Origin of the sequence: Kosakonia oryziphila (assembly GCF_900094795.1) — a bacterium.
Classification (GTDB): domain Bacteria; phylum Pseudomonadota; class Gammaproteobacteria; order Enterobacterales; family Enterobacteriaceae; genus Kosakonia; species Kosakonia oryziphila.
On sequence record NZ_FMBC01000010.1, the window covers coordinates 60,486 to 85,935 of the forward strand.

Annotated in this window: 27 protein-coding genes and 1 pseudogene; 13 read left to right on the top strand and 15 right to left on the bottom strand. The window is 52.9% G+C overall.

From position 1 onward, the window contains the following. Window positions 1-86: 86 nt before the first annotated feature. Both GA0061070_RS06795 and tisB read right to left on the bottom strand, forming a co-directional pair. Complete coding sequence (locus GA0061070_RS06795) at window positions 87-920, bottom strand: DMT family transporter (protein ID WP_090134823.1); 834 nt, start codon at window positions 918-920, stop codon at window positions 87-89. 119 nt (window positions 921-1,039) lie between these two features. Then, the gene (gene tisB, locus GA0061070_RS06800) at window positions 1,040-1,129 is read right to left on the bottom strand and encodes a type I toxin-antitoxin system toxin TisB (protein ID WP_064562565.1); all 90 of its coding nucleotides are present in this window, start codon (window positions 1,127-1,129) and stop codon (window positions 1,040-1,042) included. Between the two features lie 512 nt (window positions 1,130-1,641). On the opposite strand from tisB, the gene ivbL reads away from it, so the two are divergent. From ivbL to nepI, 5 genes are all read left to right on the top strand, one after another. Continuing rightward, window positions 1,642-1,740: an ilvB operon leader peptide IvbL gene (gene ivbL / locus GA0061070_RS24690; RefSeq protein ID WP_139109736.1), complete on the top strand. Its 99-nt coding sequence runs from the start codon at window positions 1,642-1,644 to the stop codon at window positions 1,738-1,740. Window positions 1,741-1,842: 102 nt separating this feature from the next. Further along, window positions 1,843-3,531: an acetolactate synthase large subunit gene (gene ilvB, locus GA0061070_RS06810; protein ID WP_090134772.1), complete on the top strand. Its 1,689-nt coding sequence runs from the start codon at window positions 1,843-1,845 to the stop codon at window positions 3,529-3,531. A gap of 3 nt (window positions 3,532-3,534) precedes the next feature. Then, the gene (ilvN, locus tag GA0061070_RS06815; RefSeq protein ID WP_064562571.1) at window positions 3,535-3,819 is read left to right on the top strand and encodes an acetolactate synthase small subunit; all 285 of its coding nucleotides are present in this window, start codon (window positions 3,535-3,537) and stop codon (window positions 3,817-3,819) included. A gap of 126 nt (window positions 3,820-3,945) precedes the next feature. After that, on the top strand, window positions 3,946-4,398 hold the full coding sequence (locus GA0061070_RS06820; RefSeq protein ID WP_090134825.1) for a DUF1198 domain-containing protein: 453 nt from the start codon (window positions 3,946-3,948) through the stop codon (window positions 4,396-4,398). A 99-nt stretch (window positions 4,399-4,497) separates the two neighbouring features. Next, on the top strand, window positions 4,498-5,676 hold the full coding sequence (nepI, locus tag GA0061070_RS06825; protein WP_090134774.1) for a purine ribonucleoside efflux pump NepI: 1,179 nt from the start codon (window positions 4,498-4,500) through the stop codon (window positions 5,674-5,676). Window positions 5,677-5,766: 90 nt separating this feature from the next. Here nepI and GA0061070_RS06830 read toward each other — a convergent pair whose 3' ends face one another. From GA0061070_RS06830 to GA0061070_RS06855, 6 genes are all read right to left on the bottom strand, one after another. Then, a complete protein-coding gene (locus tag GA0061070_RS06830; protein ID WP_090134826.1) occupies window positions 5,767-6,681 on the bottom strand; it encodes an EamA family transporter in 915 nt (304 codons plus the stop codon). A gap of 109 nt (window positions 6,682-6,790) precedes the next feature. Next, window positions 6,791-8,164, bottom strand: a complete 1,374-nt coding sequence (locus GA0061070_RS06835) for a carbohydrate porin (RefSeq protein WP_090134776.1) — start codon at window positions 8,162-8,164, stop codon at window positions 6,791-6,793. 146 nt (window positions 8,165-8,310) lie between these two features. Next, complete coding sequence (locus GA0061070_RS06840; protein WP_208598155.1) at window positions 8,311-8,622, bottom strand: PTS lactose/cellobiose transporter subunit IIA; 312 nt, start codon at window positions 8,620-8,622, stop codon at window positions 8,311-8,313. Between the two features lie 5 nt (window positions 8,623-8,627). Beyond that, window positions 8,628-10,016, bottom strand: a complete 1,389-nt coding sequence (locus GA0061070_RS06845; protein WP_090134778.1) for a glycoside hydrolase family 1 protein — start codon at window positions 10,014-10,016, stop codon at window positions 8,628-8,630. 37 nt (window positions 10,017-10,053) lie between these two features. Then, window positions 10,054-11,382, bottom strand: coding sequence for a PTS sugar transporter subunit IIC (locus tag GA0061070_RS06850; protein ID WP_090134780.1), 1,329 nt, complete (start codon window positions 11,380-11,382; stop codon window positions 10,054-10,056). Window positions 11,383-11,394: 12 nt separating this feature from the next. Continuing rightward, complete coding sequence (locus GA0061070_RS06855; RefSeq protein WP_090134782.1) at window positions 11,395-11,709, bottom strand: PTS sugar transporter subunit IIB; 315 nt, start codon at window positions 11,707-11,709, stop codon at window positions 11,395-11,397. 296 nt (window positions 11,710-12,005) lie between these two features. Here GA0061070_RS06855 and GA0061070_RS06860 point away from each other — a divergent pair, with 296 nt between their 5' ends. Further along, window positions 12,006-12,965, top strand: coding sequence for a LacI family DNA-binding transcriptional regulator (locus GA0061070_RS06860; RefSeq protein ID WP_090134784.1), 960 nt, complete (start codon window positions 12,006-12,008; stop codon window positions 12,963-12,965). A 135-nt stretch (window positions 12,966-13,100) separates the two neighbouring features. Here GA0061070_RS06860 and nfsB read toward each other — a convergent pair whose 3' ends face one another. Next, window positions 13,101-13,754: an oxygen-insensitive NAD(P)H nitroreductase gene (nfsB, locus tag GA0061070_RS06865; RefSeq protein WP_090134786.1), complete on the bottom strand. Its 654-nt coding sequence runs from the start codon at window positions 13,752-13,754 to the stop codon at window positions 13,101-13,103. A 189-nt stretch (window positions 13,755-13,943) separates the two neighbouring features. Between nfsB and GA0061070_RS06870 the strand changes: the two are divergent. From GA0061070_RS06870 to GA0061070_RS06890, 5 genes and pseudogenes are all read left to right on the top strand, one after another. After that, window positions 13,944-14,879, top strand: a pseudogene (locus tag GA0061070_RS06870) (LysR family transcriptional regulator). Window positions 14,880-14,958: 79 nt separating this feature from the next. Further along, window positions 14,959-15,912, top strand: a complete 954-nt coding sequence (locus tag GA0061070_RS06875; RefSeq protein WP_090134788.1) for an aldo/keto reductase — start codon at window positions 14,959-14,961, stop codon at window positions 15,910-15,912. Window positions 15,913-16,340: 428 nt separating this feature from the next. Beyond that, on the top strand, window positions 16,341-17,210 hold the full coding sequence (locus GA0061070_RS06880) for a WYL domain-containing protein (RefSeq protein WP_090134790.1): 870 nt from the start codon (window positions 16,341-16,343) through the stop codon (window positions 17,208-17,210). A gap of 159 nt (window positions 17,211-17,369) precedes the next feature. Next, window positions 17,370-17,519 (top strand): hypothetical protein, encoded by a 150-nt coding sequence (locus tag GA0061070_RS06885; protein WP_425256040.1) that lies wholly within the window; start codon window positions 17,370-17,372, stop codon window positions 17,517-17,519. 97 nt (window positions 17,520-17,616) lie between these two features. Beyond that, window positions 17,617-18,504 carry a dihydrodipicolinate synthase family protein gene (locus GA0061070_RS06890; RefSeq protein WP_090134792.1) on the top strand — a complete coding sequence of 296 codons (888 nt, stop codon included), beginning with the start codon at window positions 17,617-17,619 and terminating at the stop codon, window positions 18,502-18,504. Between the two features lie 32 nt (window positions 18,505-18,536). Here the strand turns inward: GA0061070_RS06890 and GA0061070_RS06895 are convergent, their stop codons facing one another. Then, a complete protein-coding gene (locus tag GA0061070_RS06895) occupies window positions 18,537-19,589 on the bottom strand; it encodes an AbrB family transcriptional regulator (protein ID WP_090134794.1) in 1,053 nt (350 codons plus the stop codon). 729 nt (window positions 19,590-20,318) lie between these two features. On the opposite strand from GA0061070_RS06895, the gene GA0061070_RS25475 reads away from it, so the two are divergent. Both GA0061070_RS25475 and GA0061070_RS25480 read left to right on the top strand, forming a co-directional pair. Beyond that, complete coding sequence (locus GA0061070_RS25475; protein WP_090134796.1) at window positions 20,319-20,621, top strand: hypothetical protein; 303 nt, start codon at window positions 20,319-20,321, stop codon at window positions 20,619-20,621. Window positions 20,622-20,677: 56 nt separating this feature from the next. Beyond that, window positions 20,678-20,944 carry a helix-turn-helix domain-containing protein gene (locus GA0061070_RS25480; protein WP_244153054.1) on the top strand — a complete coding sequence of 89 codons (267 nt, stop codon included), beginning with the start codon at window positions 20,678-20,680 and terminating at the stop codon, window positions 20,942-20,944. Between the two features lie 93 nt (window positions 20,945-21,037). Here the strand turns inward: GA0061070_RS25480 and GA0061070_RS06905 are convergent, their stop codons facing one another. The 5 genes from GA0061070_RS06905 to pstC all read right to left on the bottom strand — a co-directional run bounded on the left by GA0061070_RS06905 (window position 21,038) and on the right by pstC (window position 25,204). Further along, the gene (locus tag GA0061070_RS06905; protein ID WP_090134798.1) at window positions 21,038-21,319 is read right to left on the bottom strand and encodes a hypothetical protein; all 282 of its coding nucleotides are present in this window, start codon (window positions 21,317-21,319) and stop codon (window positions 21,038-21,040) included. A gap of 420 nt (window positions 21,320-21,739) precedes the next feature. Beyond that, entirely contained in the window at window positions 21,740-22,465 is a 726-nt protein-coding gene (phoU, locus tag GA0061070_RS06910; RefSeq protein WP_090134799.1) for a phosphate signaling complex protein PhoU, read from the bottom strand. 69 nt (window positions 22,466-22,534) lie between these two features. Continuing rightward, the gene (gene pstB, locus GA0061070_RS06915; protein WP_007369386.1) at window positions 22,535-23,308 is read right to left on the bottom strand and encodes a phosphate ABC transporter ATP-binding protein PstB; all 774 of its coding nucleotides are present in this window, start codon (window positions 23,306-23,308) and stop codon (window positions 22,535-22,537) included. Between the two features lie 46 nt (window positions 23,309-23,354). Next, complete coding sequence (gene pstA / locus GA0061070_RS06920) at window positions 23,355-24,245, bottom strand: phosphate ABC transporter permease PstA (protein ID WP_090134802.1); 891 nt, start codon at window positions 24,243-24,245, stop codon at window positions 23,355-23,357. Further along, window positions 24,245-25,204, bottom strand: coding sequence for a phosphate ABC transporter permease PstC (pstC, locus tag GA0061070_RS06925; protein WP_007369384.1), 960 nt, complete (start codon window positions 25,202-25,204; stop codon window positions 24,245-24,247). Before pstC ends, pstA begins: the two co-directional genes overlap by 1 nt. Window positions 25,205-25,450 lie beyond the last annotated feature (246 nt).

Sequence of the window (25,450 nt, forward strand, 5' to 3'; positions counted from 1 at the left end):
AGAACCACAATTACCCGGTGCAAAGACAGGAATGAAACAGGCAGGTTTTATAGACAATATTCGGCAACTTTTGTTGCCAGTGAGCTTCAGGAAAGGCGCAGTAGTACCGCGCCGGCAGCAATGCCACAGGCGGCAACAATCCGCAGCCCGGCAACCTGTTCTTTGAGAAGAACAAACGCAATCAGTACGCCGAACAGAATCGAGGTTTCGCGTAGCGCAGCGACGACCGCCAGCGGCGCTTGCGTCATCGCCCACAGCGCCAGGCCGTAAGAACCCATGGTGCCGATACCGCCGGGAATGCCTTTTTTCCAGGTGACGAGCAGATAACGAGTCACCTGTTGCCGACGCACCAGCATCGCCCAGAACAGCAGGCAAAAACCGTTAAGGAAAAAGGTCCATAATGTATAGCCCAGTGCAGAACCGGCAAGACGAACGCCGGTGCCATCGACCAGCGTATAACCAGCGATAAACCCCGAATTGATAAGCGCCAGCCAGATCCCTTTGCGTGATTGCGTCCGTCCGTTAAACGCCATCGCCAGTATCGACAGGCAGATCACGGCAATACCGCCCCACGCTACGCCAGAAAGTGAATCGCCAAGGATCAGCACGCTAATAAGCGCCACCAGCAGCGGTGCGGTACCGCGCATCAGCGGATAGGTCTGGCTCATATCCGAAACCTGGTAAGTTTTCGCCACCAGCACCGTGTAAACCACCTGCAATGCACACGAGACGGCGAGATAAGGCACGCTGGCGAGCGTCGGCTGTGGCGAGAAAGGTAATAAAATTAGCGCGATCAGCGCGGCGGAACCGCTTACGGCAATCGCCGAATAGAGTTTGTCGCTGCCGGATTTCACGATGGCATTCCAACTGGCATGAAGCAGAGCGGCAAACAGCAAAATGCAGAAAACAGAGAGTGTCATGGTGGCCTGGGCGAGTGAGTTGCCACCAAAAGGTAACATGCCGCCCGCAGTGGATACCAGATTAGCGATGTTAAAGAGGGGCGGTTACCCGCCCCTCTTTGGTGCGGCTTGAACCTGAATTAACGCAGAAATTTCAGGACGGCTTCAAGCAGTTGCAACAAAGCAACAATGAGTTTCAGGATCAGAATAAACAGTTCCATTCCGCTCATACGCGTCTCCTCTGGTTCAGGAGCACCGGCTGACTTACCTTTCCGCTGCCTGTTGTCAGCCGTGTTGTTGGCGTAACGCAGTGTGCTCGCTTAGGGGTTAAGGCGCTGACGGCACCACCCGTTTCAGCCAGGACTTGTTTGCGCCGTAGAAATGCGGCCCCTGCACACTGATTAGCAAGGTCAGTATATATTAATACTGTTTATATATACAGTATTTATTGGACGGAATTTTGACCTTGTTCCATACTCAATGCGGGAAAAAACGCCTGAAAATTGCACGGCTGCCTGTTTCCGCGTATAGTTCCTCTGTTGACGTAACGCAGTGTGTTTGCGGCCACCAACCGCAAAAACTGTATAAAAACCTCGTTCCGGCGAGGTTTTTTGTTTTCAGTGGCTGCATAACCAAACGTGATCCGCCGCGCAGTTTTATGCGGGTGCGTAAAAAGCAGTTGTCGGCGACGAAATCCTGTGTTTGTATAAATCCTGTTAATGACATGACAGACAGGTCCCTAATGAACGCTTCCACAATGTCGATGAGCCTACTAAAAACCGCGCATAACGCCGCGGTGGTCGTCGTGCGTGTGGTGGTGGTCGTCGGCAATGCGCCGTAGGGTCCGGAACAACACACGATTCCAAAACCCCGCCGGCGCAAACCGGCGGGGTTTTCGTTTAACGCCCTCCGGAAAGCTGGCCCAGAAGAAAAGGACTGGAGCATGGCAAGTTCGGGCAGCACATCACAACCCACGCGCTACACTGGCGCGCAACTGATTGTTCATTTACTGGAACGACAGGGCATCACCACGGTAACCGGTATTCCTGGCGGTACGGTTCTGCCACTGTACGACGCGCTCAGCCAGAGCAAACAGATTCGCCATGTGCTGGCGCGCCACGAGCAGGGCGCTGGTTTTATTGCACAGGGCATGGCACGTACTCAGGGTATACCGGCGGTTTGTCTGGCCTGTAGCGGGCCGGGTGCGACCAACCTGGTGACCGCCATAGCCGATGCGCGTCTTGACTCCATCCCGCTGATTTGCATTACCGGCCAGGTACCCGCCTCGATGATCGGCACCGATGCGTTCCAGGAAGTGGACACTTACGGCATCTCTATCCCCATCACTAAACACAACTACCTGGTGCGTAACATCGCCGAACTGCCGCAGGTGATCTGCGATGCGTTTCGCATTGCCCAGTCCGGCCGCCCTGGCCCGGTGTGGATAGATATTCCTAAAGATGTGCAGACGGCGGAAATCACCCTGAACGAATTGCCGGAACCTGGCTACAAAACCCCTGCTCCTGCCTGGAATACGCAGGCGGTGCGCGAAGCCGCAGAGATGATCAATGCCGCGCAGCGCCCGGTGCTCTATCTCGGCGGCGGGGTAATCAATGCGCCACAGCAGATTCGTCATCTGGCAGAGAAAGCTAATCTGCCGACCACCATGACGCTGATGGCGCTCGGCATGCTGCCAAAGCAACACCCGCTGTCGCTGGGGATGCTGGGGATGCATGGCGCACGTAGCACCAATTTTATCCTGCAAGAGGCGGATTTACTGGTGGTACTTGGGGCGCGTTTTGATGACCGGGCGATAGGCAAAACAGAGCAATTCTGCCCGAATGCCAAAATTATTCATGTCGATATCGACCGCGCGGAGCTGGGCAAAGTGAAGCAGGCGCATGTGGCGATCCTGGGTGATGTCGGCGAAGTGCTTGACGCGCTGCTCCCGCACGTTGAAGCGCACTCCCGCCACGCCTGGCGTAACACGGTTGAGCAACTGCAACGCGAATTTCCAGGCGCTATTCCGCAGGGCGGCGATCCGTTGAGTCACTATGGTTTGATCAACGCCGTTGCAGCTTGCGTAGACGATAGCGCCATTATCACAACCGATGTGGGCCAGCATCAGATGTGGACGGCGCAGGCTTACCCACTTAACCGCCCGCGTCAGTGGCTGACTTCCGGCGGGCTGGGCACCATGGGTTTTGGGCTGCCTGCTGCTATTGGCGCCGCGCTGGCGAACCCGGATCGCAAAGTTATCTGCTTCTCCGGCGATGGCAGCCTGATGATGAATATTCAGGAAATGGCCACTGCCGCAGAGAATAACCTCGATGTGAAAATCGTGTTGATGAACAACGAAGCACTGGGGCTGGTTCACCAGCAGCAAAGCCTGTTCTATAAATCTGGCGTGTTTGCGGCAACCTATCCTGGGATGATTAATTTTATGCAGATTGCCGCAGGTTTCGGTCTGCAAACGTGTGATTTAAACGACGCCGCCAATCCGCAGGCCGCGTTGCAGGAGATCATCTCCCGTCCTGGCCCGGCATTGATCCATGTCCGTATCGACCCGCAAGAGAAAGTTTATCCGATGGTGCCGCCAGGTGCGGCAAATACCGAAATGGTGGGGGAATAAGCCATGCAAACAACTGATAACGTCATTCTCGAACTCACCGTCCGTAACCATCCGGGTGTCATGACGCATGTTTGCGGGTTATTTGCGCGGCGAGCGTTCAACGTGGAAGGCATTCTCTGTTTACCGCTACAAAACGGCGAACAGAGCCGCATCTGGCTACAGGTTGCCAACGACCAGCGGCTGGAGCAGATGATAAGCCAGATCGACAAACTGGAAGATGTGGTGCAAATCATCCGTCACCAGAGCGATCCAGGCGTGTTTAACAAACTGGGGCAATTCTTCGAGTAATCGCGCTATTTATGCGAAGCGCCCGGTAAGCCGATAATTAACTGTCGGCTTACAGCTGTCTTTACGGCTGTGCGTCAGAGGGGATTTCCCCGTATGATGAGCCTTTTTTACGCGCCGGGAGCAGGTATGATTTGGTTGATGTTGGCAACGCTGGTGGTTGTTTTTGTGATTGGCTTCAGAGTGTTAACCTCTGATTCCCGGCGGGCGATCCGCCGTCTCACTGACCGGCTTAACATTCAACCCGTACCGGTGGAATCGATGATGGATCAGATGGGCAAAACGGCGGGCAACGAGTACTTAAGTTACCTGGCGCGCCCGGATGAAGCACATCTGCAAAATGCGGCACAGGTGCTACTGATCTGGCAGGTTTCCATTGTCGATGGCAGTGAGCAGAACCTGCAATACTGGCACCGGCTGATGCAAAAAGCGCGGCTCGCCGCGCCGATAACCGATGCGCAGGTGCGTCTGGCGCTCGGGTTTTTACGTGAACTGGAACCGGACACCATCGAACTGAACAACTTCCAGCTGCGTTATAACGCCCGGTTTATCCCGCAAGAGGGCGTCCACTGGCTGCACTGATCTGCCATCATAAAATAAGTTGCCGAATTGTTAACTGCGTCACAGATGATGAATGTTACACTGCGCGACCTTCACGACGAATAACTAAGCAGGTGGCAAATGAGTGAGCAAACTGTGGCGCAATCTCCGGTGGACACGGTAACCCGTCCTAACTGGTCAGCCGTTTTCGCTGTGGCTTTTTGCGTTGCCTGTCTGATCACCGTGGAGTTTTTACCGGTGAGCCTGCTGACGCCAATGGCACTGGATTTAGGCGTTTCCGAAGGCGTTGCCGGGCAAACCGTCACGGTAACCGCGTTTGTTGCCATGTTCGCCAGCCTGTTTATTACCACGGTGATCCGCGCCGCCGACAGGCGTTATGTGGTGATCGCTTTTGCAGTGCTGCTGACCCTCTCCTGCCTGCTGGTCTCCTTTGCTAATAATTTTATGCTGCTGCTGGCCGGACGCGCTTGTCTGGGGCTGGCGCTCGGTGGTTTCTGGGCGATGTCGGCTTCGCTGACCATACGTCTGGTGCCGATGCGTACCGTGCCGAAAGCGTTGTCGGTGATTTTTGGTGCGGTGTCGATTGCGTTGGTGATCGCCGCGCCGCTGGGCAGTTTCCTCGGCGGCATTATTGGCTGGCGTAATGTCTTTAACGGCACAGCGCTGCTGGGTGCGGTTTGCATTCTCTGGGTGTGGCGGGCGCTGCCATCGCTGCCGGGCAAAACCGAACATCACGAGAACATGTTTGGCCTGCTGAAACGCCCTGGTGTGCTGGCAGGCATGATCGCCATCTTTATGGCCTTCGCCGGGCAGTTCTCGTTCTTTACCTATATTCGCCCGGTATATATGAATCTGACCGGGTTTAGCGTCGATGGCTTAACGCTGGTACTGCTGAGCTTTGGTATCGCCAGTTTTGTCGGGACGTCCTTCTCTTCCGTGGTGATGAAGTATTCGGTCAAAATGGCACTCGCCCTTGCACCACTGACGCTGGCTGTCAGCGCGCTGGTGTTGATTTTGTGGGGCAGCGATAAAGTCGTTGCCGCAGGGATCGCCATCATCTGGGGGCTGGGTTTTGCGCTGGTGCCAGTGGGCTGGTCAACCTGGATCACCCGTACGCTTGCCGATCAGGCGGAAAAAGCCGGTTCCATTCAGGTGGCGGTGATTCAGCTTGCCAACACCTGCGGCGCAGCAATTGGCGGTTTTGCGCTGGACCATTATGGTTTGCTGTCTCCGCTGCTACTCTCTGGCACCCTGATGCTACTAACGGCGCTGCTGGTGGCAGTGAAAGTGAAAGCGTAAACGTCGCAATTCGCCGGGTGGCGCTGCGTTTACCCGGTCTGGAATGCTCGCACGCGTAGGCCCGATAAGGCGTCGCCACATCGGATAATGTTATGCAGAAGCGCTGGCAAGCCGCAGTTTGCGGCGCGAATCCCAGGAGATCAGCAGTACCGACGAGACAATCAGCAGCGTGCCAAGCCAGTCCGGCAATGAGAAAGCAACGCCGAGCAGTACCACCGAAAGTAGTGCACTGCTCAGTGGCTCGGCGCAACTCAGAATGCTGGCCTTCGAGCCGCCAATCATCTGCGCGCCTTTCAGGTAGAGGCTAAAGGTGAGTGCCGTGCCGATCACCACCAGATAAAAGAACGCCATCAACAGGTGCCCATCTACCGCCACACTTTCCCCCTGCCCGCCAAAAAATGGCGCCAGCATCACCCCCGCCAGCAACATACTCCAGCCGACAATCGGCAGTGTGCCGTACCGGGCGATCAGCGACGAGGGATAAGTGGTGTAGAACGCGGCGGAAAACGCCGAAACGATCCCCCACAGCAGCGCTTGCGGCGAGATGGACAGCGACGTCAGGTTACCGTGCGTCACCAGCAGGAAAGTGCCTATCAGCGAGGTGAAAATCGCCGCAACAACCGGCATAGTGGGGCGTGCTTTACGCGCCAGTGCGAGCCACGCCACGATAATGGTCGGTGACAAAAATTGCAGCACCGTGGCGGTCGCGGCGTTGGACTTTTCGATAGTCAGCAAAAAGGTCAGTTGTACGGTTAGTGCGCCAAACAGTGAGAAAATCAGCAGGCTGATGGCATCTTTACGGTTTTTCAGGATGACGAAAATTTTATCGCCGTGCACAAAAGAGAGCGTAAGCAAAATGATGCCGGTAAACAGAAGCCGTGTCATGGTTAACCACGGTGACGGGATATGACTTTTCTCCATGATGTACTGCGCGCAAACCCCGGAGCTGCCCCATAATACCGCAGCGGCCAGTACATAAAGCATCCCTTTTTTTGTGGAACCCATCTTTGAACCCAATGCTGTCATGCTGATTGCTTATTGATAAGGCACGCATCATAACACATGTACAGAGATTAACCGGAGGCGGCTGAGGGTGACCGCCTCCGGTTTTACATCAGAACCAGGCTTCCCACATCGCGCCGACGTTAAACGAATCGAGCGTATTGTCATCTGTGCCATTGACCCGCGCGGTACGTTTGTTATCGACTTCCCCACCGGTCACGTAGAAGCGCAGCATCGGGCGGAATTCCAGCCCCATCGCAATCGAGATGTTCTGTGATAGTGTCAGTTTCCAGCCGTGGTTATCGCCGCCCTTGTCATAATCGACGCGCTGATAACCGGCTTCCAGCCAGGTTGAATGAACATCGTTCCACCAGTGCATCGGGCGAATAATCGCGCCATAGTTGCGGCGGTTATCGGCTTTGTTGGCGCTGTTATCGTAATCGTGGAAGGCCAGCAGGTAATCCACCTGGGTTTGCTGGCTGAACTTGTAGCTGCCTTCGAAGCTGGCGTAAACCGCCGTCAGATCGTCGGTTTTGTTGAATACGCTGTTATCCGAGTTATCGGAATAACGGGCGATCACTTTGTTCACGCCGTGGTCATTGGTATGGCTCAATACCACGCCGCCCTGCCAGGCACGCTGGCGGTCTTCGCTTTCGATTGCTTTGGAGTCAAAGCCGTAGTTGGCATAGATCTCCAGATCGAGCGGGCCGACTTTCATGCCGTGTATTTTCGAGGTGACGGCATAGTTACCTTTATCACCAACGTTCGAACCGCCCGTACAGGTGATGCGTGACGGGTTAGCTTCATCCTCCAGCACTGTCGGGCTACAGGATTCGACAGCGGCCACGGCGGCGACGTCAAACTGCACACCGCCAATATCGAAGTTTTTCACCCCGGCGCCCTGACCATCATGGTTCATCCAGAAGTAATCGTTGATGCCCTGTTGCGGACGCTGGTGGAAGTCGCGCCCCGCCCAGAAGTAAGCATTCGGGTTTGAAGCCAACAGGTTGGTTACTCCGGCATAGGCTTTTTTCAGGTTAACTTCATCGCCCCAGTGATCGAACATGACGTTAACGTCCCAGATCGCGCCATTATCGCCCCGGAAAGCCTTGGAGAGCTGAAACTCACCGCCGTTGCCTTCGTTGCCCAGACGACCAATGGCGGAGGCGCCATTATAGGAACCATCGACGCCAACATATTTCTGATCGCCAGACTGAAAATGCGCGCCATAGCGAGCATAACCGCTGAATTTCACGCCGTAAGGAATGGCCTTATCCGGCTCCTGGGCGGTGGTTTGTGGTTCAACAATCACATCCGCTTTTTTATTGATGGCAGCATCCATTTTAGCCTGCCGTTCCGCCAGCGCTTTATCGACTGCTTTAGCGACAATGGCATCGATTTGTTCTTGCGTAAATTCTTGTGCGAAGACGGAGCCAGAGCAAAGGGTGGCCGCCAGCGCCACTGGAAGTATTTTATTTATTCTCATGGTTATCTCAATTTAGTAAGTTATTCGCAGACAATAGTTATCCTGCGCTGGCAGGATAAAAATATCGCCATCACCAAAAACTAATATTTATTTTGTAGAGTCGGGTACAGATTAATTAAGATTTACCGTAATCAATTCTCCGTTTATTACTGTCGATATAATGAATGTAGTTGGATGATTTCTTCAGATAATTCGCGAGCCAGTAACGACGTCATTAAATGGTCCTGGGCATGCACCATAATTAACGTCATTGGCTGACGGGCTTCACCGGCATCCTGCTCAATCAATTGTGTCTGCATTTTATGCGCCTGGCGTGAATAACTATCGGCCTCGCACAGCAGGCTGCGGGCTTCTTCAATATTGCCCTCCCTGGCCGAGCGCAGCGCCTCAAAGCACAGGCTGCGCGATTGTCCGGCGTTGACGATAATTTCCATTACCGCTTCTTCAAGTGCGACCATAATCATTATTCCTGAGTAAAACTATTAAGCGCGGCGGTGGCGGCAAACCACTCTCCACTTTTCTTAATAGTGCGTTGCTGAGTTGCCAGGTCTAATTGCACGAAACCGTAGCGGTTTTTATAGGCGTTACACCATGACCAGTTATCAATAAATGTCCACATATGGTAGCCGAGACAATGACAGCCTTCGCTGATGCCTTTATGTAGCCATTTAAGGTGGTCGCGAACAAAAGTAATACGATAACTATCGTTAATTTGTCCGTTTTCAATAAAGCGTTCTTCATTCTCGACTCCCATACCGTTTTCAGAAATAAAACAGCGTGGGTTGCCATAATTCAGACGCAGGTTGGTGAGAATATCGTAAATACCAGGCTCGTAAATTTCCCACCCGCGATATGGGTTCATTTTACGGCCTGGCATTTCGTAATAATCAAACAGCCACTCCGGCATAAATGGCGCATCGGGATTGACCGCGCTGTCCCGGCACTTTACCCGCCGCGGCTGGTAATAGTTGATGCCGAGCAGGTCGATTTTCCCTTCTGCAATCAGCGAGATATCTTCCGGCTGGCAGGCGGGAAGCTGATCGTACTCTTTGAGCAACGCCACCAGTTCAGCGGGATACTCGCCACGCAGTACCGGGTCGAGAAAACTGCGGTTAAACAGCAAATCTGCGTGGTGTGCCGCTTTCACGTCCGCAGGATGTTGCGAGCGCGGATAAGACGGCGTCAGGTTCAGCACAATGCCGATATCGCCGGAGTGGTGTCCGGCACGAAACACTCTGACAGCGCTGGCATGAGCCAGTACCGTGTGGTACGCCACCATCGCCGCGCGTTTGAAATCCACCACGTTTGGGTAATGGAAATCGTACAGATAACCACCTTCGACCGGAACGATCGGCTCGTTAAAGGTAAACCAGTGCTGCACCCGATCGCCGAACAGCTCAAAACAGATTTGCGCGTAGCGACTAAAAGCCTCAACCACTTCGCGGCTTTCCCAGCCGCCTTTCTCCTGCATCACCATCGGCATATCGAAGTGAAACAGCGTAATAAACGGCGTAATACCCTGCGCCAGCAGTTCGTCGATTACGTCGTTGTACCAGGCGACAGCCTGCGGGTTCACTTCCCCGGTTCCATCCGGGATCAGGCGCGACCAGCTCAGCGAAGTACGAAAACTGTTGTGATTAAGCTGCTTCAACAGCGCAATATCTTGCCGCCAGTGGCGGTAAAACGTCGAAGTATCCTGCGGCCCAATCTGCTGGTGAAAACGCCACGGTTCGCGGGCAAACCACGTATCCCAGGTGGTGGCGCTTTTTCCGCCTTGCTGGCTTTCCCCTTCGGTTTGCAGTGCCGAGCAGGCGCTGCCCCACCAGAAGTTTGCGGGAAAAACATATTTCATTACCGACTCCTTTTCGTTACTGCTAATGCGTTACGGCTTAGTTACTGCGGACGGTTTCTGTCATCGGTGCGCTGGTCTGCGCTTTTTGTTCTTCTGCTTTCATCAGCGAGTGTTCATACGCCCGCAGGAACGGCAGATACATCAGGGCAGACATCGCCATACAAATCAGGCACATCACCACCGGGCTAAAGGCCCAGTTTGCCGCCCAGGAGGCACCAATTGGTGCAGGCGTTGTCCATGGCGTCAGCGAAACCACCTGCGCCAGCAGGCCCATTTTTGTCGCAGTGTAAGCCAGCACGGCGTTAACCAGCGGTACGCAGACAAACGGCACAAACAGCATCGGGTTCATGATAATGGGCGCACCGAAAAGAATCGGTTCGTTGATGTTGAAGAAGCTTGGCACAACACCCATTTTGCCAATGGTACGCAGATGCGCGACACGGCTACGCAGCAGCAGGAACGCCAGCGGTAAAGTCGAACCCACGCCGCCAATCAGCAGATAGTGATCCCAGAAGCCTTGCAGATAAACGTGTGGCAGCGCAGCACCTGCCGCCAGTGCGGCCTGATTGGCGGAGAGGTTGGCCATCCAGAACGGGTTCATGATGCCGGTGACAATTAGTGAGCCATGAATACCGGCGAACCAGAAGATTTGGCACAGCAGCACGGAGAGCAGAATAGCGGGCAGGGAATCAGAGGCGGAAACCAGTGGCTCCAGCAGGTGCATAATCGCCTGCGGCAGGATCATTCCGGTTTGCGCTTCGATAAACAGATTCAGCGGATGCAGCGTACCAATAATCACCACCACCGGAATCAAAATCTCAAACGAACGCGCCACGCCGGTCGGGACTTCTTTCGGCAGGCGGATGGTGATGTTGTGCTGTTTAAGCCAGGCGTAAACGCGCGACGAGTAGATGGCGGTCAGCAAGGCAGTAAAAATGCCCTGACCGGAGAGATACTGGGTAGAAATTTTGCCGTCTGCATACGGCGCGGCAACCAGCAGAAACGCCATAAACGCCAGCAAGCCAGTCATCACCGGGTCAAGATTAAACTGTCGACCAAGGCTGGCGCCAATTCCGACAGAGATAAAAAACGTCATCACCCCCATGCTGAGATTAAACGGCAGCATCAGTTGCGCGCGGTATTCGGTAGAGAAATCGAGCCAGGCGCGGGCAAAACCGACGGTGGTGTCGGCGGAAAAGGGCGGGAAGATAAACACCAGCATAAAAGAGCCGATGATCATAAACGGCAGCGCAGCGGTAAAACCGTCGCGGATGGCGATAACGTACTTCTGCTGTCCAAGACGACCAGCTAGCGGCGTAATGGATTGCTCAATAACCGTAATCATTGATTGATATAAGGAACTCATAAGAACACCTTTTTAATGCGCCGCTTCAATCAGCGACAAAGCGTAGTCCAGAACCTCATTACCGCGTTGCATGCCGTAATCCATCGGATTGATGGGTTGAACCGGAATGCCGTGTGCGGCGGCCTTTTCTGACAGCGTATTTAACATGTACTTAACCTGCGGTCCGAGAAGAACGACCTGATAACGCGGAAATTGCGTGTCGAATTCCGCAACACCATATGCGTCAATCTCCACTTGCAGTTCCCGCTCCTTCGCCGCCTCAAGCATTTTCCTCACCAACAAGCTGGTGGACATCCCGGCAGAGCAGCACAACATAATCCTGAACATCGTTAACCATCCTCGAAGTGTAAAAAGTTATTGCGGGGATGATTGGATATCATATGGAAACCGGTTTCCATATGATATCCACGGAAGTGTGATAGCTATCAATATCTATTGGACACATGGTGATTTTATTGGATTTACATCACGGAATTTTGCGCTTCGCTGATAACAAAAGAGGCAAAATGGAAAATCGGTTTCCATCAAAAAGGGAAACCGCTATACTTTGAGTGGTTATAGATTGAACCGATTTTACAGGACGAATTTTCAGGCGCAGGATACGCGCCGCTCAGGGGAGAAAGATGTCTACAATCAACGATGTATCACGGTTAGCTGGGGTTTCCAAAGCCACAGTCTCACGGGTGTTGAGTGGTTCGCGCGGCGTTAAGGAAGCCAGTCGCCTCGCAGTACTGAAAGCGGTCGAAGAGCTGAATTATCGGCCCAATGTTATCGCCCAGTCATTGCTCAGCCAGTCGACAGGCTGCATCGGGGTGATTTGCGCCCAGGAGAATATTAACCAGACCACCGGTTACCTGTATGCGCTGGAAAAACATCTCAGCCAGAGTCAGAAACATTTGCTGTTGCGCTTCGCCAATACCAAAACCGGGGTGATGAGCGCGCTGGATGAACTGACCTGCGGGCTGTGCGACGATGTATTGATTATTGGCGCACGTTTCCCTCTGAAAATTGAAGATGAAAATGTGATTCTGGTCGATTGCGAAGAGTCCATCGATTCTACACCTAACAACATTCAGTTCGACCACGCCTTTGCAGCGGAAACTGCCTGCAACTACCTGATTAGTCAGGGCCGACGACAGATTGCGCTTATCCACCCGGATACCGCAGCGGCCGAGCAGGTATTGCATGGCTACAAGCTGGCGCTGGAAAACAATTTCCTGCCGTTTAACCGCAACCTGATTTTTATGAATGACACCAGCTCATCGGTGGCGTTGCAGGTGCTGCTCAATAACGCCACCACGCTGAATTTTAACGCGCTGCTGGTGGCTGACGAGCAGGAAGCGCAGCGCGTGATCCCGCAATTGCAGGCGTTTAATAAATCCGTGCCGGGCGATATTATGGTCTTTAGCCTTGCTGGTTCCTTGCATTTACCGGGGATCCCGACCATTCCGGCGATCGAATATTCAATGGATGCGATGGCGGCGCGCATTGTGGCCTGGCTGAATGAAAAAACGCAAAGCGTGCTCGGTTCGTACCGCCTGCGCGGCGATTTAATTATTCCTGAAGTCGGTAAGCGCCAGTAAAAATCCGCCTGCATAGCAGGCGGCATTGTTTGCGCCCTGCAATTATAGATGAACTGCCGATGATTTCCGGGTTGTATTAACCCCGGTTCACGCATTACAGGCCCGGTAAGCATCGCGCTACCGGGCATATCGGGGTTAGATAAAAGTAAAAATTTCGTCGCGCGGCAGGCGGGATTTCGGCAGGTCGGCGTTGAAGTCTTTATCGCTGCGTACGCCGAGCGAGACCAACACCACGCTGGTCAGCCCTTTCTCACGCAGACCCAGCGACAGATCCAGTACGCGCTGGTCAAAACCTTCCATTGGCGTGGCGTCAATGCCAAGCATCGCCGCGCCCAGCAGCAGACCACCTAACGCCAGGTATACCTGCTTCTCCATCCACTGCGGCAGATCTCGCTGTTCATAACGATGCATATCAACGTAAGAACGGCGGCTTTTATCCTGGCCCGCCTGTGCGCCTTCTGCGACGAAGCGGCCATCTTTCTGCTCCTTCGCAAGGATGTTTTGCAGGTGTTTGTCATCAATATCACTGCGTATGCACAGTGCAATCACATGAGAAGCGTTCAGGACTTTCGGCTCGTTATAGACAAAAGCGCCGGTGGTGGATTTAGCAATGGCTTCGCGCCCTTGCGCCGTCGCGGCAACGACAAAATGCCACGGCTGCGAGTTAACGGAAGAGGGGCTGTTTTGCAGCACATTCAGCAGCGTTTCGATTTTATCCTGCGGCAGCGTCTGGCCAGGTTCGAACGCTTTTACGGTATGGCGGGCAACGACGGCATCATCAAGGGTCATTCTTTCTCTCCTGGTGAAAATATAAACAAATCAGGGACGGTACTGTTGATTACAGCGAGCATAAACGCAAAACATAACCAGATAAATCGGTGTAAAAAGGCAGCACTTTCACTCAAGGAGTGAAAATAACATTTCCCGCCACAGGGATTTCTGGCAAAACAGAAGGGTTTTTGTGCTACGGGAGCCATCATGATCCGCCTGGAAGATGTCACGCTGTTTGTTCGCTCGGCAATGCTGGGCAGTTTTTCTAATGCCGCGCGGGAAGCCGGATTACTACCGGGTCAGGTCAGCGCCGCCGTCAACCGGCTGGAGCGCGATCTGGATAAGCGCCTGTTTGTGCGCTCGACGCGCAGCCTGCGTCTGACTGCTGAAGGAGAAAAATATCTGCCCTTCGCCCAGGAGATGCTGGAAGTGGTGTAGGCGGGCGCTGAGAGCCTGCACAGCGGCGATAATGAGATCCGCGGCGAGCTGCGTATTGCCGTTCCTTCGGACATTGGCCGCAATGTTTTGCTGCCGCTGATCACCCGTTTTTGCCAGCAGTACCCGAAAATTTCGCTGCGCCTGTCGCTTTCCGATCAGATAAGCGATGTCTTTCGCGATCCGGTCGATATTGCGATTCGCTACGGCGTGCTGGATAACAGCAGCTATGTCGCGCTGCCGGTCGCAGAGGATAATCGTCGGGTACTGGCCGCTTCCCCTGATTATCTTGCGCAACACGGTCGCCCCAAAACGCTGGATGAAGTCGTGAATCACCACTGTCTGTTATTCACTATGAACAACCAGGTGTATGACAAATGGAGCTTTCCGGAAAATGGCATGCGGCGTCAACTTATTGTTAAAAGTCGTATGCTGTGTGATGATGCGGATATTGCCCGCCGCTGGGCACTGGACGGAATGGGCATCGTCTATAAATCCTGGATCGACATCAGCGCGGATGTGCTTGCAGGTCGGCTGGAAGTGTTGTTACCGCAGCATCCTGGCGAAGCTGCGCCGCTGAATCTGGTGTGTCCGCACCGCAAACAGTTCAACCCGGCCATCCGCCACCTGCATAGCGTACTGCGCGAGAATCTGCGACCAATCACCGCGCTGTTGCAAACGCATCCGGTATTTAAACCGCACGGATGACCAAAAAACGTACGGCTCAGCAAGCCAGGATTAAAGTCTTTGTGTAAACAGATACGCTATTTCACGGAGGTATGGGCAGATGGCTTTACGTTCACTGGGTACGACAGGGTTGCAGATCCCCGCTCTGGTTTTTGGCGGCAATGTTTTTGGTTGGACGGTAGATGAAAAGCAGAGTTTCAGCCTGCTGGACGCGCTTTTCGAACGCGGCTTTACCGCGATTGATACCGCAGATGTCTATTCAGCATGGGCACCGGGCAACAAAGGCGGCGAATCAGAAACCATTATCGGCAAATGGCTGGCGGCGCATCCGGGCGCGCGTGACAAAGTGACGCTCTTTACCAAAGTGGGTGCCGATCTGCGCGAACCGGGTAAAAAAGGGCTTTCCGCCCGCTGGATAGCACAGGCGGTTGAGGATTCACTGCGCCGTCTGCAAACTGACTATATCGATCTCTACTTCTCCCACTGGCCGGATAACGACACACCGTATGAGGAAACCCTCGGCGCGTATGAGAGGCTACTGAAAGCGGGGAAAATCCGCGCCATCGGCGCGTCGAACCTCAATGCTGAACAACTGGCGGAAGCGCTAAAAGTGGCAGATGCGAAAGGGCTGCCTCGCTACCAGGTGCTACAACCGGAATACAACCTCTACGATCGTTCCGGTTTTGAAGGCGCGTTGCAGAACTTAACGGTGCGGGAGAATATCGGCGTAGTGACTTACTACAGCCTCGCTTCCGGTTTCCTCTCCGGGAAATATCGTAGCGAAAAGGATCTCCGCCAGAGCCAGCGTGGACAGGGCATTGCCAGGTACCTGAACCCACGCGGTTTCGCCATTGTTGATGCGCTGGAAGCGATTGCCGCAAAAAACAACGTAAAACCGGCAGAAGTCGCGCTCGCCTGGCTGATTAATCAACCGGGCATCACCGCACCGATCGCCAGCGCCACTAACGTCGCCCACGTTGAAGGCTTTGTTACTGCCGTAGCGTTAAACCTCTCTGCAGATGAATTGTCAACCCTGACCAGGGCAGGTGACTGATCCTCAGAAGCCCGGCGATGGAAAGCTTGCCGGGCCGTGACCCTCTTCTCTTAAAACTGATGCGCCTGCGCCCGGCATCACCACCGTACACATGCCTGCCATCGTATTCATCACTCTTCTCGTGTAAGTAACGATATCTTTTCCACACAGGAAATGGACAACGTAAGCGGTGAATTTATTGACGTTTTGTTGAGGTTAATGAAGCGGTAGATGGCAATTACCGCGCACTGACATCTCCTGTCAGCGAGGACGTTTATCTTTCTCTTTGTAGAATCAGGGAATTGCACAGAACGCGGAAATTTCATTTTAGTTTTCCTGTTTTCTGCCGTTAATCCCTATGAACAAAAACAAGGTCTTACCTGAAACTTCGGGCAGGGTCAGGCTGTATTTTTAACGTCTTGTGAGACTTTATTCCGGAACCCGCAGCAATGAAGGAAAGTCACGACAGAAAACACGACTCGTTGATTGAGCGGTTGTGCGAAATTTTTGCGGCGCTCTATCAGGGCAAAACCATAGATAAGGCGTGGCTGTGCGATAAATTCAGCATAACGGAACGCACGGCTTACCGCGACCTCGCGCGGCTGGGACATATCCTCGATCAGGTCTCGCCTGGACGCTATAAACTCAGCGCCCACCTTCTTCCGACATTACACAGCGGCCATCTGGCGGAATTCGCTGGCTTTACCAGCATGACGCATCTCTTCCCTCGCCAGGACGGACAATTGCTGCGTAACAGCATGAAACAGCGCAGCAATATCGCCGACAGCCGGCAAAACCTGTTGCCAGAACCGTTGCTTAACCAGTTAAATCAGGCCATTAGCCAACGTATAGAGGTGGAATATTGCTACCGCGACAAAGCCCGGCGTGCGCAGCCTTACCGGCTGATTAACCAGTACGGCTTGTGGTATCTGGCGGCCGTGGAAAAAGGGCAGTTGAAAGCTTTCGAAGTGGCACGTATTGAGCGGCTAACCAGCACCGACCAGCATTTTGAGTTGCACGCCAGGGTGGTTGCCGAGCTGGACAGTCATGTTGGTATTCGCTTTGGCTCGCGGGTGGAGACGGTACTGAGCGTATCGGCGCATGCCGCAGAATATGTCACCCGCCGGGCGCTGTTCCCCGCGCAACGAATTATTGAACACCACGACGACGGTAGCCTGACGCTCTCTACGGCGATCAGCGATCCGCATACGCTGTTTCGCTGGCTGCGCTACTGGTTGCCGGACATCGGCATTCTTTCGCCCGCCTCGTTGCGTGAGCAATTTGAACAGGATTTATATACCCGTTTTCACGCCGTATAGCGGTCACGACGCTATTAGGCCGAGTGGATGAGTGTGCCACGCAGTGCGCACGCCCGGTTCAAATCTGCGGGCTGGAAGGATAGCCAGGAGAACTGAAGTATTCGCAGGTAAACATCTACTGGTGCCATATCTTCAGCCCGCCTCTCCATCCACACATCGATGAAGAGGCGACTGCGCAACGGCATGGTACCGGCCATTAACCCGATGGTGGATCTCTACAACGCCATCAGCCTGCGCTACGCTGTTCGGATTGGTGGCACTCAGCGCTTATGTCGGCGTACCGCGATTGATGCTGACCGCATTATGTGAGGCAGGCGACGAACTGATCGCCGGATTGCAACGTATGATGCCCGGCTGTTGCTGTGTGAAAACAGCGCTGAATTTCTGATTCTGAAGGGGGTAAGGCATGGATTTCACTGGGCTGAGCGCATTTCCGCTGACGCCGCTGGTTGATGAGCGGCTGGATGAAGCAGCATATGTTCGGCTGATCGAGAAGCTCCGCGTAGCCGGAGTGGATTCGATTGGCGCGTTAGGATCGACGGGTTGCTATCCCTATTTCAGCCGTAACGAACGCGCAACTGCGCTGCGTCTGGCGACAGAACACTCCGGCGCGGTGCCGGTGATCGCCGGGATTGGCGCACTGCGTACCCGCGATGTGCTGTGGCTGGCGGAAGATGCGCAAAAAGCAGGCGTTAGCGCGGTGCTGCTGGCGCCGGTTTCCTATCACGCGTTAACCGAAGAGGAAGTCTTTGGCCTGTTCGCGGCAGTGACACGCGAGTTGTCAGTGCCACTCTGCGTTTACGATAACCCCGCCACGACACACTTCACCTTCAGTGATGCTCTGATTACCCGCATCGCCCAGCTACCGAATATCGGTTCGATTAAAATTTTTCCTGTCGGGTCGCAGGAGCGTATTGCGGCGCTGCGGGCGCACATTCCGGCGCACATTACGCTCGGTATCAGCGGTGACGCCAGCGCAGTTGACGGTTTGAGCGCTGGTTGCGGGATCTGGTATTCGGTGCTGGGCGGGCTATTCCCGCAAGCGGCGCTGGCCATTTCCCGCGCGGCGCAAGCCGGTGATATGGTGCAGGCGCGGGCCTATTCCGACTCGTTGCTGCCGCTGTGGGATCTGGTCAAACGCTATGGTGGCAGCCTGCGCGTGCTCGCAACTGCCGCTGAATTGCTCGGTTTGGTGACGCCGCCGTGTCTACCACCGCCATTACAGACCCTGCAAGGCAATGCACGACGTGAAGTAGCTGAAGTCATTGAAAGATTGCGTCTGGCTGCGAGATGATTGTCATTCTGGCATTGCAGCTCTTAACGGGGTTATGTTCCCAGCCTCTTCGCCACAAAACGTGAAATCGCCGGTCCGGTGATCAGCACAAGAATAAAGCGCCCGGTCTGCATCGCCATCACAAACGAGATATCAACGTGACTTGAAGTGGCGATAATCGCCACCGTGTCTGCTCCTCCGGGACTGGTGGCGAGATAAGCGGTGAGCGGATCGATACCGGCGAACTGCACCAGCAAAAATGCAAAGCCGCAACATACGACCACCAGTGTCAGCACCGACAGCAATACGCGCGGCAATGCGCGTGCGGCGTACCAGACAATCTCCCGCGTAAAGCGCAACCCAATGCTCCAGCCAATCACCGCGTAGGAGAGCGCCAGCAGCCACGGCGGCAATTCCAGCAACAACACCCCGGTATCTTCGATAATTGTTCCCAGTATTAACGTTATCAGCATCGGACCAGAGGGAAGTTTTACCCGTCGGGCGATCAGATAACCTGTAGCAATGACCAGCAACGTACCGGCAAATGGCAGCCAGCGCACCGGGCCAAACAAGGTAAATGTCGCAACAGCGTGATCCGGGCTGGCAGCACCCATCCACATGCGGGTCACCAGCACTGCGACCAGCGCCACAATCATCACCCGCAGATACTGCATAAATGCCACCAGGCGGACATCGGCACCGAAACTCTCGGCCATAATGGTCATGGCTGCTGCCGCACCCGGCGATGAACCCCAAATCGCCGTAGAGCCAGGAAAAACCTGTAGCTTCGCCATAATCCAGCCGAGAACGGCACTAGCGAAAATCACCGAAACAATGCAACTGATAAACAGCGGCCAGTCGGCAGTAATGCGGCCGAACACCGAAGGGGGAATGGCGTGGGCGATCATGGCGCCGACCACCGCCTGCGCAACACCGAAACTGGTTTTGCTTACTACCACAGGCCGGTTAAGGATGGCGAGAACAATCCCGGCAAACATCGGCCCCAGCAGGAGCGCTGCGGGCAGATGGACCAGTTCCATTATGGCAACAAGAAGCAGTGAAAGGAGGAGAAGCGGCAGCCAGTTACGTAGTTTAGGTATCGCCATCAGCAGCACTCCGGATGAGTGACAGCGATAACTGTGGGATCAGCAAAGGACATAACACTCCCCGAACAACAACAGTTTGAAAAGCAAGGTATGCCTTGCGAATGTAAGCGTTCTCTCCGGGCGGTGCAATCTTTCATCTATCACTGTGCAGCGCTGGTCGCTTTTTTATATAAATTAGTATTACAGATGAAAGTTAAGGGGCCTGGCTACAGCCTCGCTTGTCAACGCTTGATAAAATACAATTTGCGAATTTATTTCTTAATCATAAGGTTGCCATATGAAAAATCCTAAAACATGCCTGGTATTCTTGCTATTAAGAAAAATATAACTAGTTTTACTAAGTAACTATTCAACAGACGGCTACAATGAGAACCCCCTTCACCTTTTTTAATAAGTAATATATGTCAATTACCGGAGTGCACAGAAAAATCCGAATAAATAGATTGGTTCTTATAATTCATTGACTTGATATATTTCAGCTCTTTTTTATTCTATCTTACCGATTAGCTTGCGAAGTTTTAAACAGAAATATAATGTATTGAGAACAACACATAGTACAGGCGGGATGGTTGATTAGAATGCCTAAAAATATTATTTTAAAAAAAACGGGCTTAATTCCTTTGTTTTTCAATACAAAGTAATAAACTCACAGAAAAAAATAACATTACTCGAAAAAAACGTATCAGTCATGTAAACAAGGCGAAAAAATAATCTTATCAGGGGCTGAATATGTATATCATTTCACAGGACAGTTACTTTGTGATGGGCATGGATTTACTGCTCAAAGCGATTAATCCTTGCGCAACGCATACGTTGATTGCGTACGATCGTGGGGATGAAAAAATATTATTTTTTAGTGTTGATAAACTCATCTTAACCCTGAATGATGAAAAAAATTTTTCTTCATTTATATGTTCACGATTCCTAAAAGTGGATAAAACTTCCTCTTTGTCCTTTCTAAAACAGGAGCTTAAAAACAACATTAAGCTATTGAAAGAAAAAAATTTGATATCACCCATGAAATTCACCTGAATAAAACAGAACATAAGATTTTACTCAGACTGCTGGATTACCAGACGGGGGATAAAATTGCGCAAGCGCTCAGTTTGGATCGGAAAATAGTCAGTAATTACAGAAATGCTATCCTGCGGAAACTCGGGTTAAACAGCATCGCGGAACTGAGCCAGATCTACAATAACTGGAATGACTGTTTTTGCTGTATTGCCGGTAAAGTTGTACCAGAGGCAACCTTTCAGGAGCGTAAAGACAGCAACGAGTTGAAAATGGTCAGATCCACGACACACTACACTCTCCCTGTTCCCCCTGGCCAATGTTTGTTAACACATACGAAATAAGCAAATGGTTCAGGTCACCTGGTGCAACGTAGCCACAATGTACCAGGAGATTCTGTTGGCACATTTCGTAATGTGCTCACGCCAGCAAGGTGATCAGAAATCATAGGCATTGATAACCTTCATTAATTTCTCATCATTTTTGTACTTTTCCCGTAACGTTTTGAGCTGAGCCGCAGCCTTGCCGCAGGTAGCTTCAAGGTTGGCATCCAGCTCTTTTTGCCGTTGCTCATCGAGATCGCTGTCCTGTTCGCTGGCAAAATGTTCGCACTGCTCGGCAAGCGTGCGGAAATCACTGACATCTTTCGGTAACGGCGTTGAGGCAAAAGCTGTGTTGAAGTAAAAAATGGTGGAAAGGATAAAAAGTGAGCGTTTCATCGATTGTTGTCTGTCGGTTTTTGGAGCGCCTATGTTACTCCTGAACGCCCTGCGTGATAAATCACTGTCGTAACCGGCATTGGTTATTTTTCGCCCGATTAATATTGAGAAGCTTACATTGCATGCCTCCGTTCTGCCTTTAGTGAAGCATAATCAATATGTGAACATCAGAACTGAATATTTAAAAATACCGCGTTCGTAATCTGACGGACAGCCTTTTCCTTAAATTCAGAGGTAACCGCTCCTTCTGTGCTCAAACTACAGGGCAGGATTGTCTACCAGAGCGGTCAGTCCAGGAATCCCGCAGCAGTGGCAGGAAAAAATGTGGCAGTAAGGGGACATAGATACTGTGGAGAGAAAGTTACTGGTGAAATAACCATGCAACAAAAACCCCCTCACAGCGAGGGGGTTTGTGCCATATCACTCTTTGACATCTTTTTCGGCGAGCAGTTTATCCAGTTCATCGCCGCCAACATGGCGGAAATCTTGTCCCTTCACGAAGTAGAAGATGTATTCGCAGATATTCTGGCAACGGTCACCGATACGTTCGATAGAACGGGCGCAGAACAGTGCGGTCAGGACGCTCGGAATGGTGCGGGGATCTTCCATCATGTAAGTCATTAGCTGACGTACGATGCCTTCGTATTCCTGATCCACTTTTTTATCTTCGCGATAGATCCGCACTGCTTCGTCCAGATCCATACGAGCGAAGGCGTCCAGCACATCATGCAGCATCTGCACGGTGTGACGGCCCAACGATTCCAGGCTCACCAGCAGCGGCTGATGCTGTTGAGAAAACTTCTCCAGTGCGGTACGGCAGATCTTGTCTGCCACATCGCCAATACGTTCCAGCTCGGCAATTGTTTTGATGATCGCCATCACCAGACGCAAATCGCTCGCCGTTGGCTGGCGTTTTGCAATGATGCGCACGCAGGCCTCATCGATGGCGACTTCCATCATATTGACCTGTTTGTCGCCTTCAACAACGCGCGTGGCCAGCTCGCTGTCCTGATTGTGCATGGCGGTGATCGCATCAGAAAGCTGCTGTTCCACCATCCCACCCATGGTCATTACCTGAGTGCGGATACTTTCCAGCTCAGCGTTGAACTGCGCGGAAATATGTTTGTTAAGGTTGAGATTGTCCATGGTGCACTCCAAATGCCCGACAGATTTCACGTGGTAACAAGGTCGCTTATACCCTCAGGGTGCAGCAAATCAACCATAGCGCCCGGTAATGTAGTCTTCCGTTTGTTTCTTCTTCGGCTTCGTGAACAGATCATCTGTGTTGCTGAACTCAATCAACTCACCGAGATACATAAACGCCGTGTGATCGGAGCAACGTGCAGCCTGCTGCATGTTGTGCGTCACGATAACCACGGTGTAATCCTGTTTCAGCTCCGTGATCAACTCTTCGATACGACCGGTAGAGATCGGGTCAAGGGCTGAACAGGGTTCATCGAGCAGCAGAACTTCCGGGCGAATCGCGATACCACGGGCGATGCACAGACGCTGCTGCTGGCCACCAGAGAGAGAGTACCCGCTCTGGTGCAGTTTATCCTTGGTTTCGTTCCATAATGCGGCCTTGGTCAAAGCCCACTGTACACGTTCATCCATATCCGGACGCGACAGCTTCTCAAACAGGCGCACACCAAAGGCGATATTGTCGTAAATCGACATCGGGAACGGCGTCGGTTTCTGAAATACCATCCCCACTTTTGCACGCAGCAGCGCGATATCCTGCGTATTGGTAAGAATGTTGTCGCCATCCAGCAGGATCTCGCCTTCGGCTCGCTGCTCAGGGTAAAGCTCAAACATTTTATTAAACGTACGCAGCAGCGTGGATTTACCGCAGCCTGACGGCCCGATAAACGCCGTCACCTGATTTTTGGCAATATCCAGGCTGATGTTTTTCAGTGCATGGAATTTGCCGTAATAGAAGTTCAAATCACGAACTTGAATCTTGCCCGGCGTCGTATCAACCATACTCATTTATCTTTTTCCTCAACTCGACGCCGCTTTCGCCGCGTCGCAAAAATTAACCGTGTTTACTCTTCGCGAAAATGACGCGCGCCAGAATATTCAACAGCAGTACGCAGAGCGTGATAATCAGAACCCCGGCCCAGGCCAGTTGCTGCCATTCGGCAAACGGGCTCATGGCAAATTTGAAAATGGTCACCGGCAGGTTAGCGATAGGCTGCATCATATCGGTGCTCCAGAACTGGTTAGAGAGCGCGGTAAACAGCAACGGCGCCGTTTCCCCAGCGATACGCGCCACAGCCAGCAGCACCCCGGTCATAATCCCGGAAACAGACGCTTTCAGCGTAATAGAAGCAATCATCTTCCATTTCGGCGTACCCAGCGCATACGCCGCTTCACGCAGGCTGTCCGGCACCAGTTTCAGCATGTTTTCCGTGGTACGAATAACAATTGGCACCTGCAGCAGCGCCAGCGCAATCACGCCAGCCCAACCGGAAAAGTGCTGCATTTGCGCGACGACAAGGGTGTAGACGAACAAACCAACCACAATCGACGGCGCGGAAAGTAGAATGTCGTTGATAAAACGGATCACTTCGGCCAGCAGCGATTTCCGGCCATACTCCGCCAGGTAGATCCCCGCCATGATGCCGAGCGGCGTACCAACAACGGTCGCCCACAGGATTAAAAGGCCACTACCTGCCAGGGCGTTCGCCAGACCACCACCCGCCGTGTTTGGCGGCGGCGTCATTTCGGTAAACATCGCCAGTGACATGCCATCAAAGCCGCGTGTTACGGTAGACAGCAGGATCCAGACCAGCCAGAAAAGACCGAACGCCATGGTCGCCATCGACAATGTCAGCGCGATGCGGTTTTTCAGACGGCGCTTAGCCTGCATTTTACGGCGCGATTCAGCCAGCTTCGCGATGCTTTGCATTTCGAGCGTAGCCATCAGCGTGCCCCCTCGTTTTTCGCCAGGCGCATGATCATAAACTTAGAGATAGCCAGTACGATAAAGGTGATCACAAACAGAATCAGACCCAACTCCATCAATGCTGCAACGTGCAGACCGGACTCCGCTTCGGCAAATTCGTTAGCCAGCGCAGAGGTAATACTGTTACCCGGCATAAACAGCGAAGCGCTGTCGAGTTGGTAGGTGTTACCGATGATAAAGGTCACCGCCATGGTTTCACCCAGCGCGCGCCCCAGCCCCAACATCACGCCGCCAATCACCCCGTTTTTGGTAAATGGCAACACAATACGCCAGATAACTTCCCAGGTGGTGCAGCCAATGCCGTAGGCCGACTCTTTCATCATCACTGGTGTTTGTTCGAATACATCGCGCATTACCGCCGCAATGTAAGGAATAATCATAATGGCGAGAATAACTCCGGCCGCCAGGATCCCAATACCAAATGCCGGGCCAGAAAATAGCGCGCCAACAAACGGGATGTTAGAAAGCACGTTGCCCACCGGCTCCTGAAAGTAAGTCGCGAACAGCGGAGCAAAAATAAACAGCCCCCACATGCCGTACACGATACTTGGAATCGCAGCCAGTAATTCAATGGCGATACCTAGTGGACGCTTCAGCCAGTTCGGCGACAGCTCTGTAAGAAACAGAGCAATACCAAAGCTCACCGGAACGGCGATCAGCAGGGCAATGACAGAGGTCACAATCGTCCCGTAAATGGGTACCAACGCGCCGTAAATATCATTGGGCGCATCCCACTCTTTGGTCCACAGGAATGAAAAACCAAACTTCTGAATGCTTGGCCATGAGGAGAAAATCAGCGACACGATGATGCCACTCAACAGCAATAGCACAATCAGCGCAGCCAGTCTTACCAGCGCGCTGAAAATCATGTCACCTTTTTTACCCGGAGGGTTAAATGCCGGCTTGGTTGCAGCCATAAATTACTCTTCAGTTTAACGTCTTACGAATTTGCCCGGTGATGCTTACGCGGCCAGGCCTACAGAGGATCTGTAAGGCGGATGGTGTAAGCGCCATCCGCCATGTTCTATACCCTAAATAATTCGAGTTGCAGGAAGGCGGTGACGCAGCGACAAATTCGTCGGGAACGAATTTGCCCAACCGCAGGTTGGCCTCCGGTGAGAGACAGGATGTCTCTCAGTAATCCCCAGGAGCTTACTCCAGTA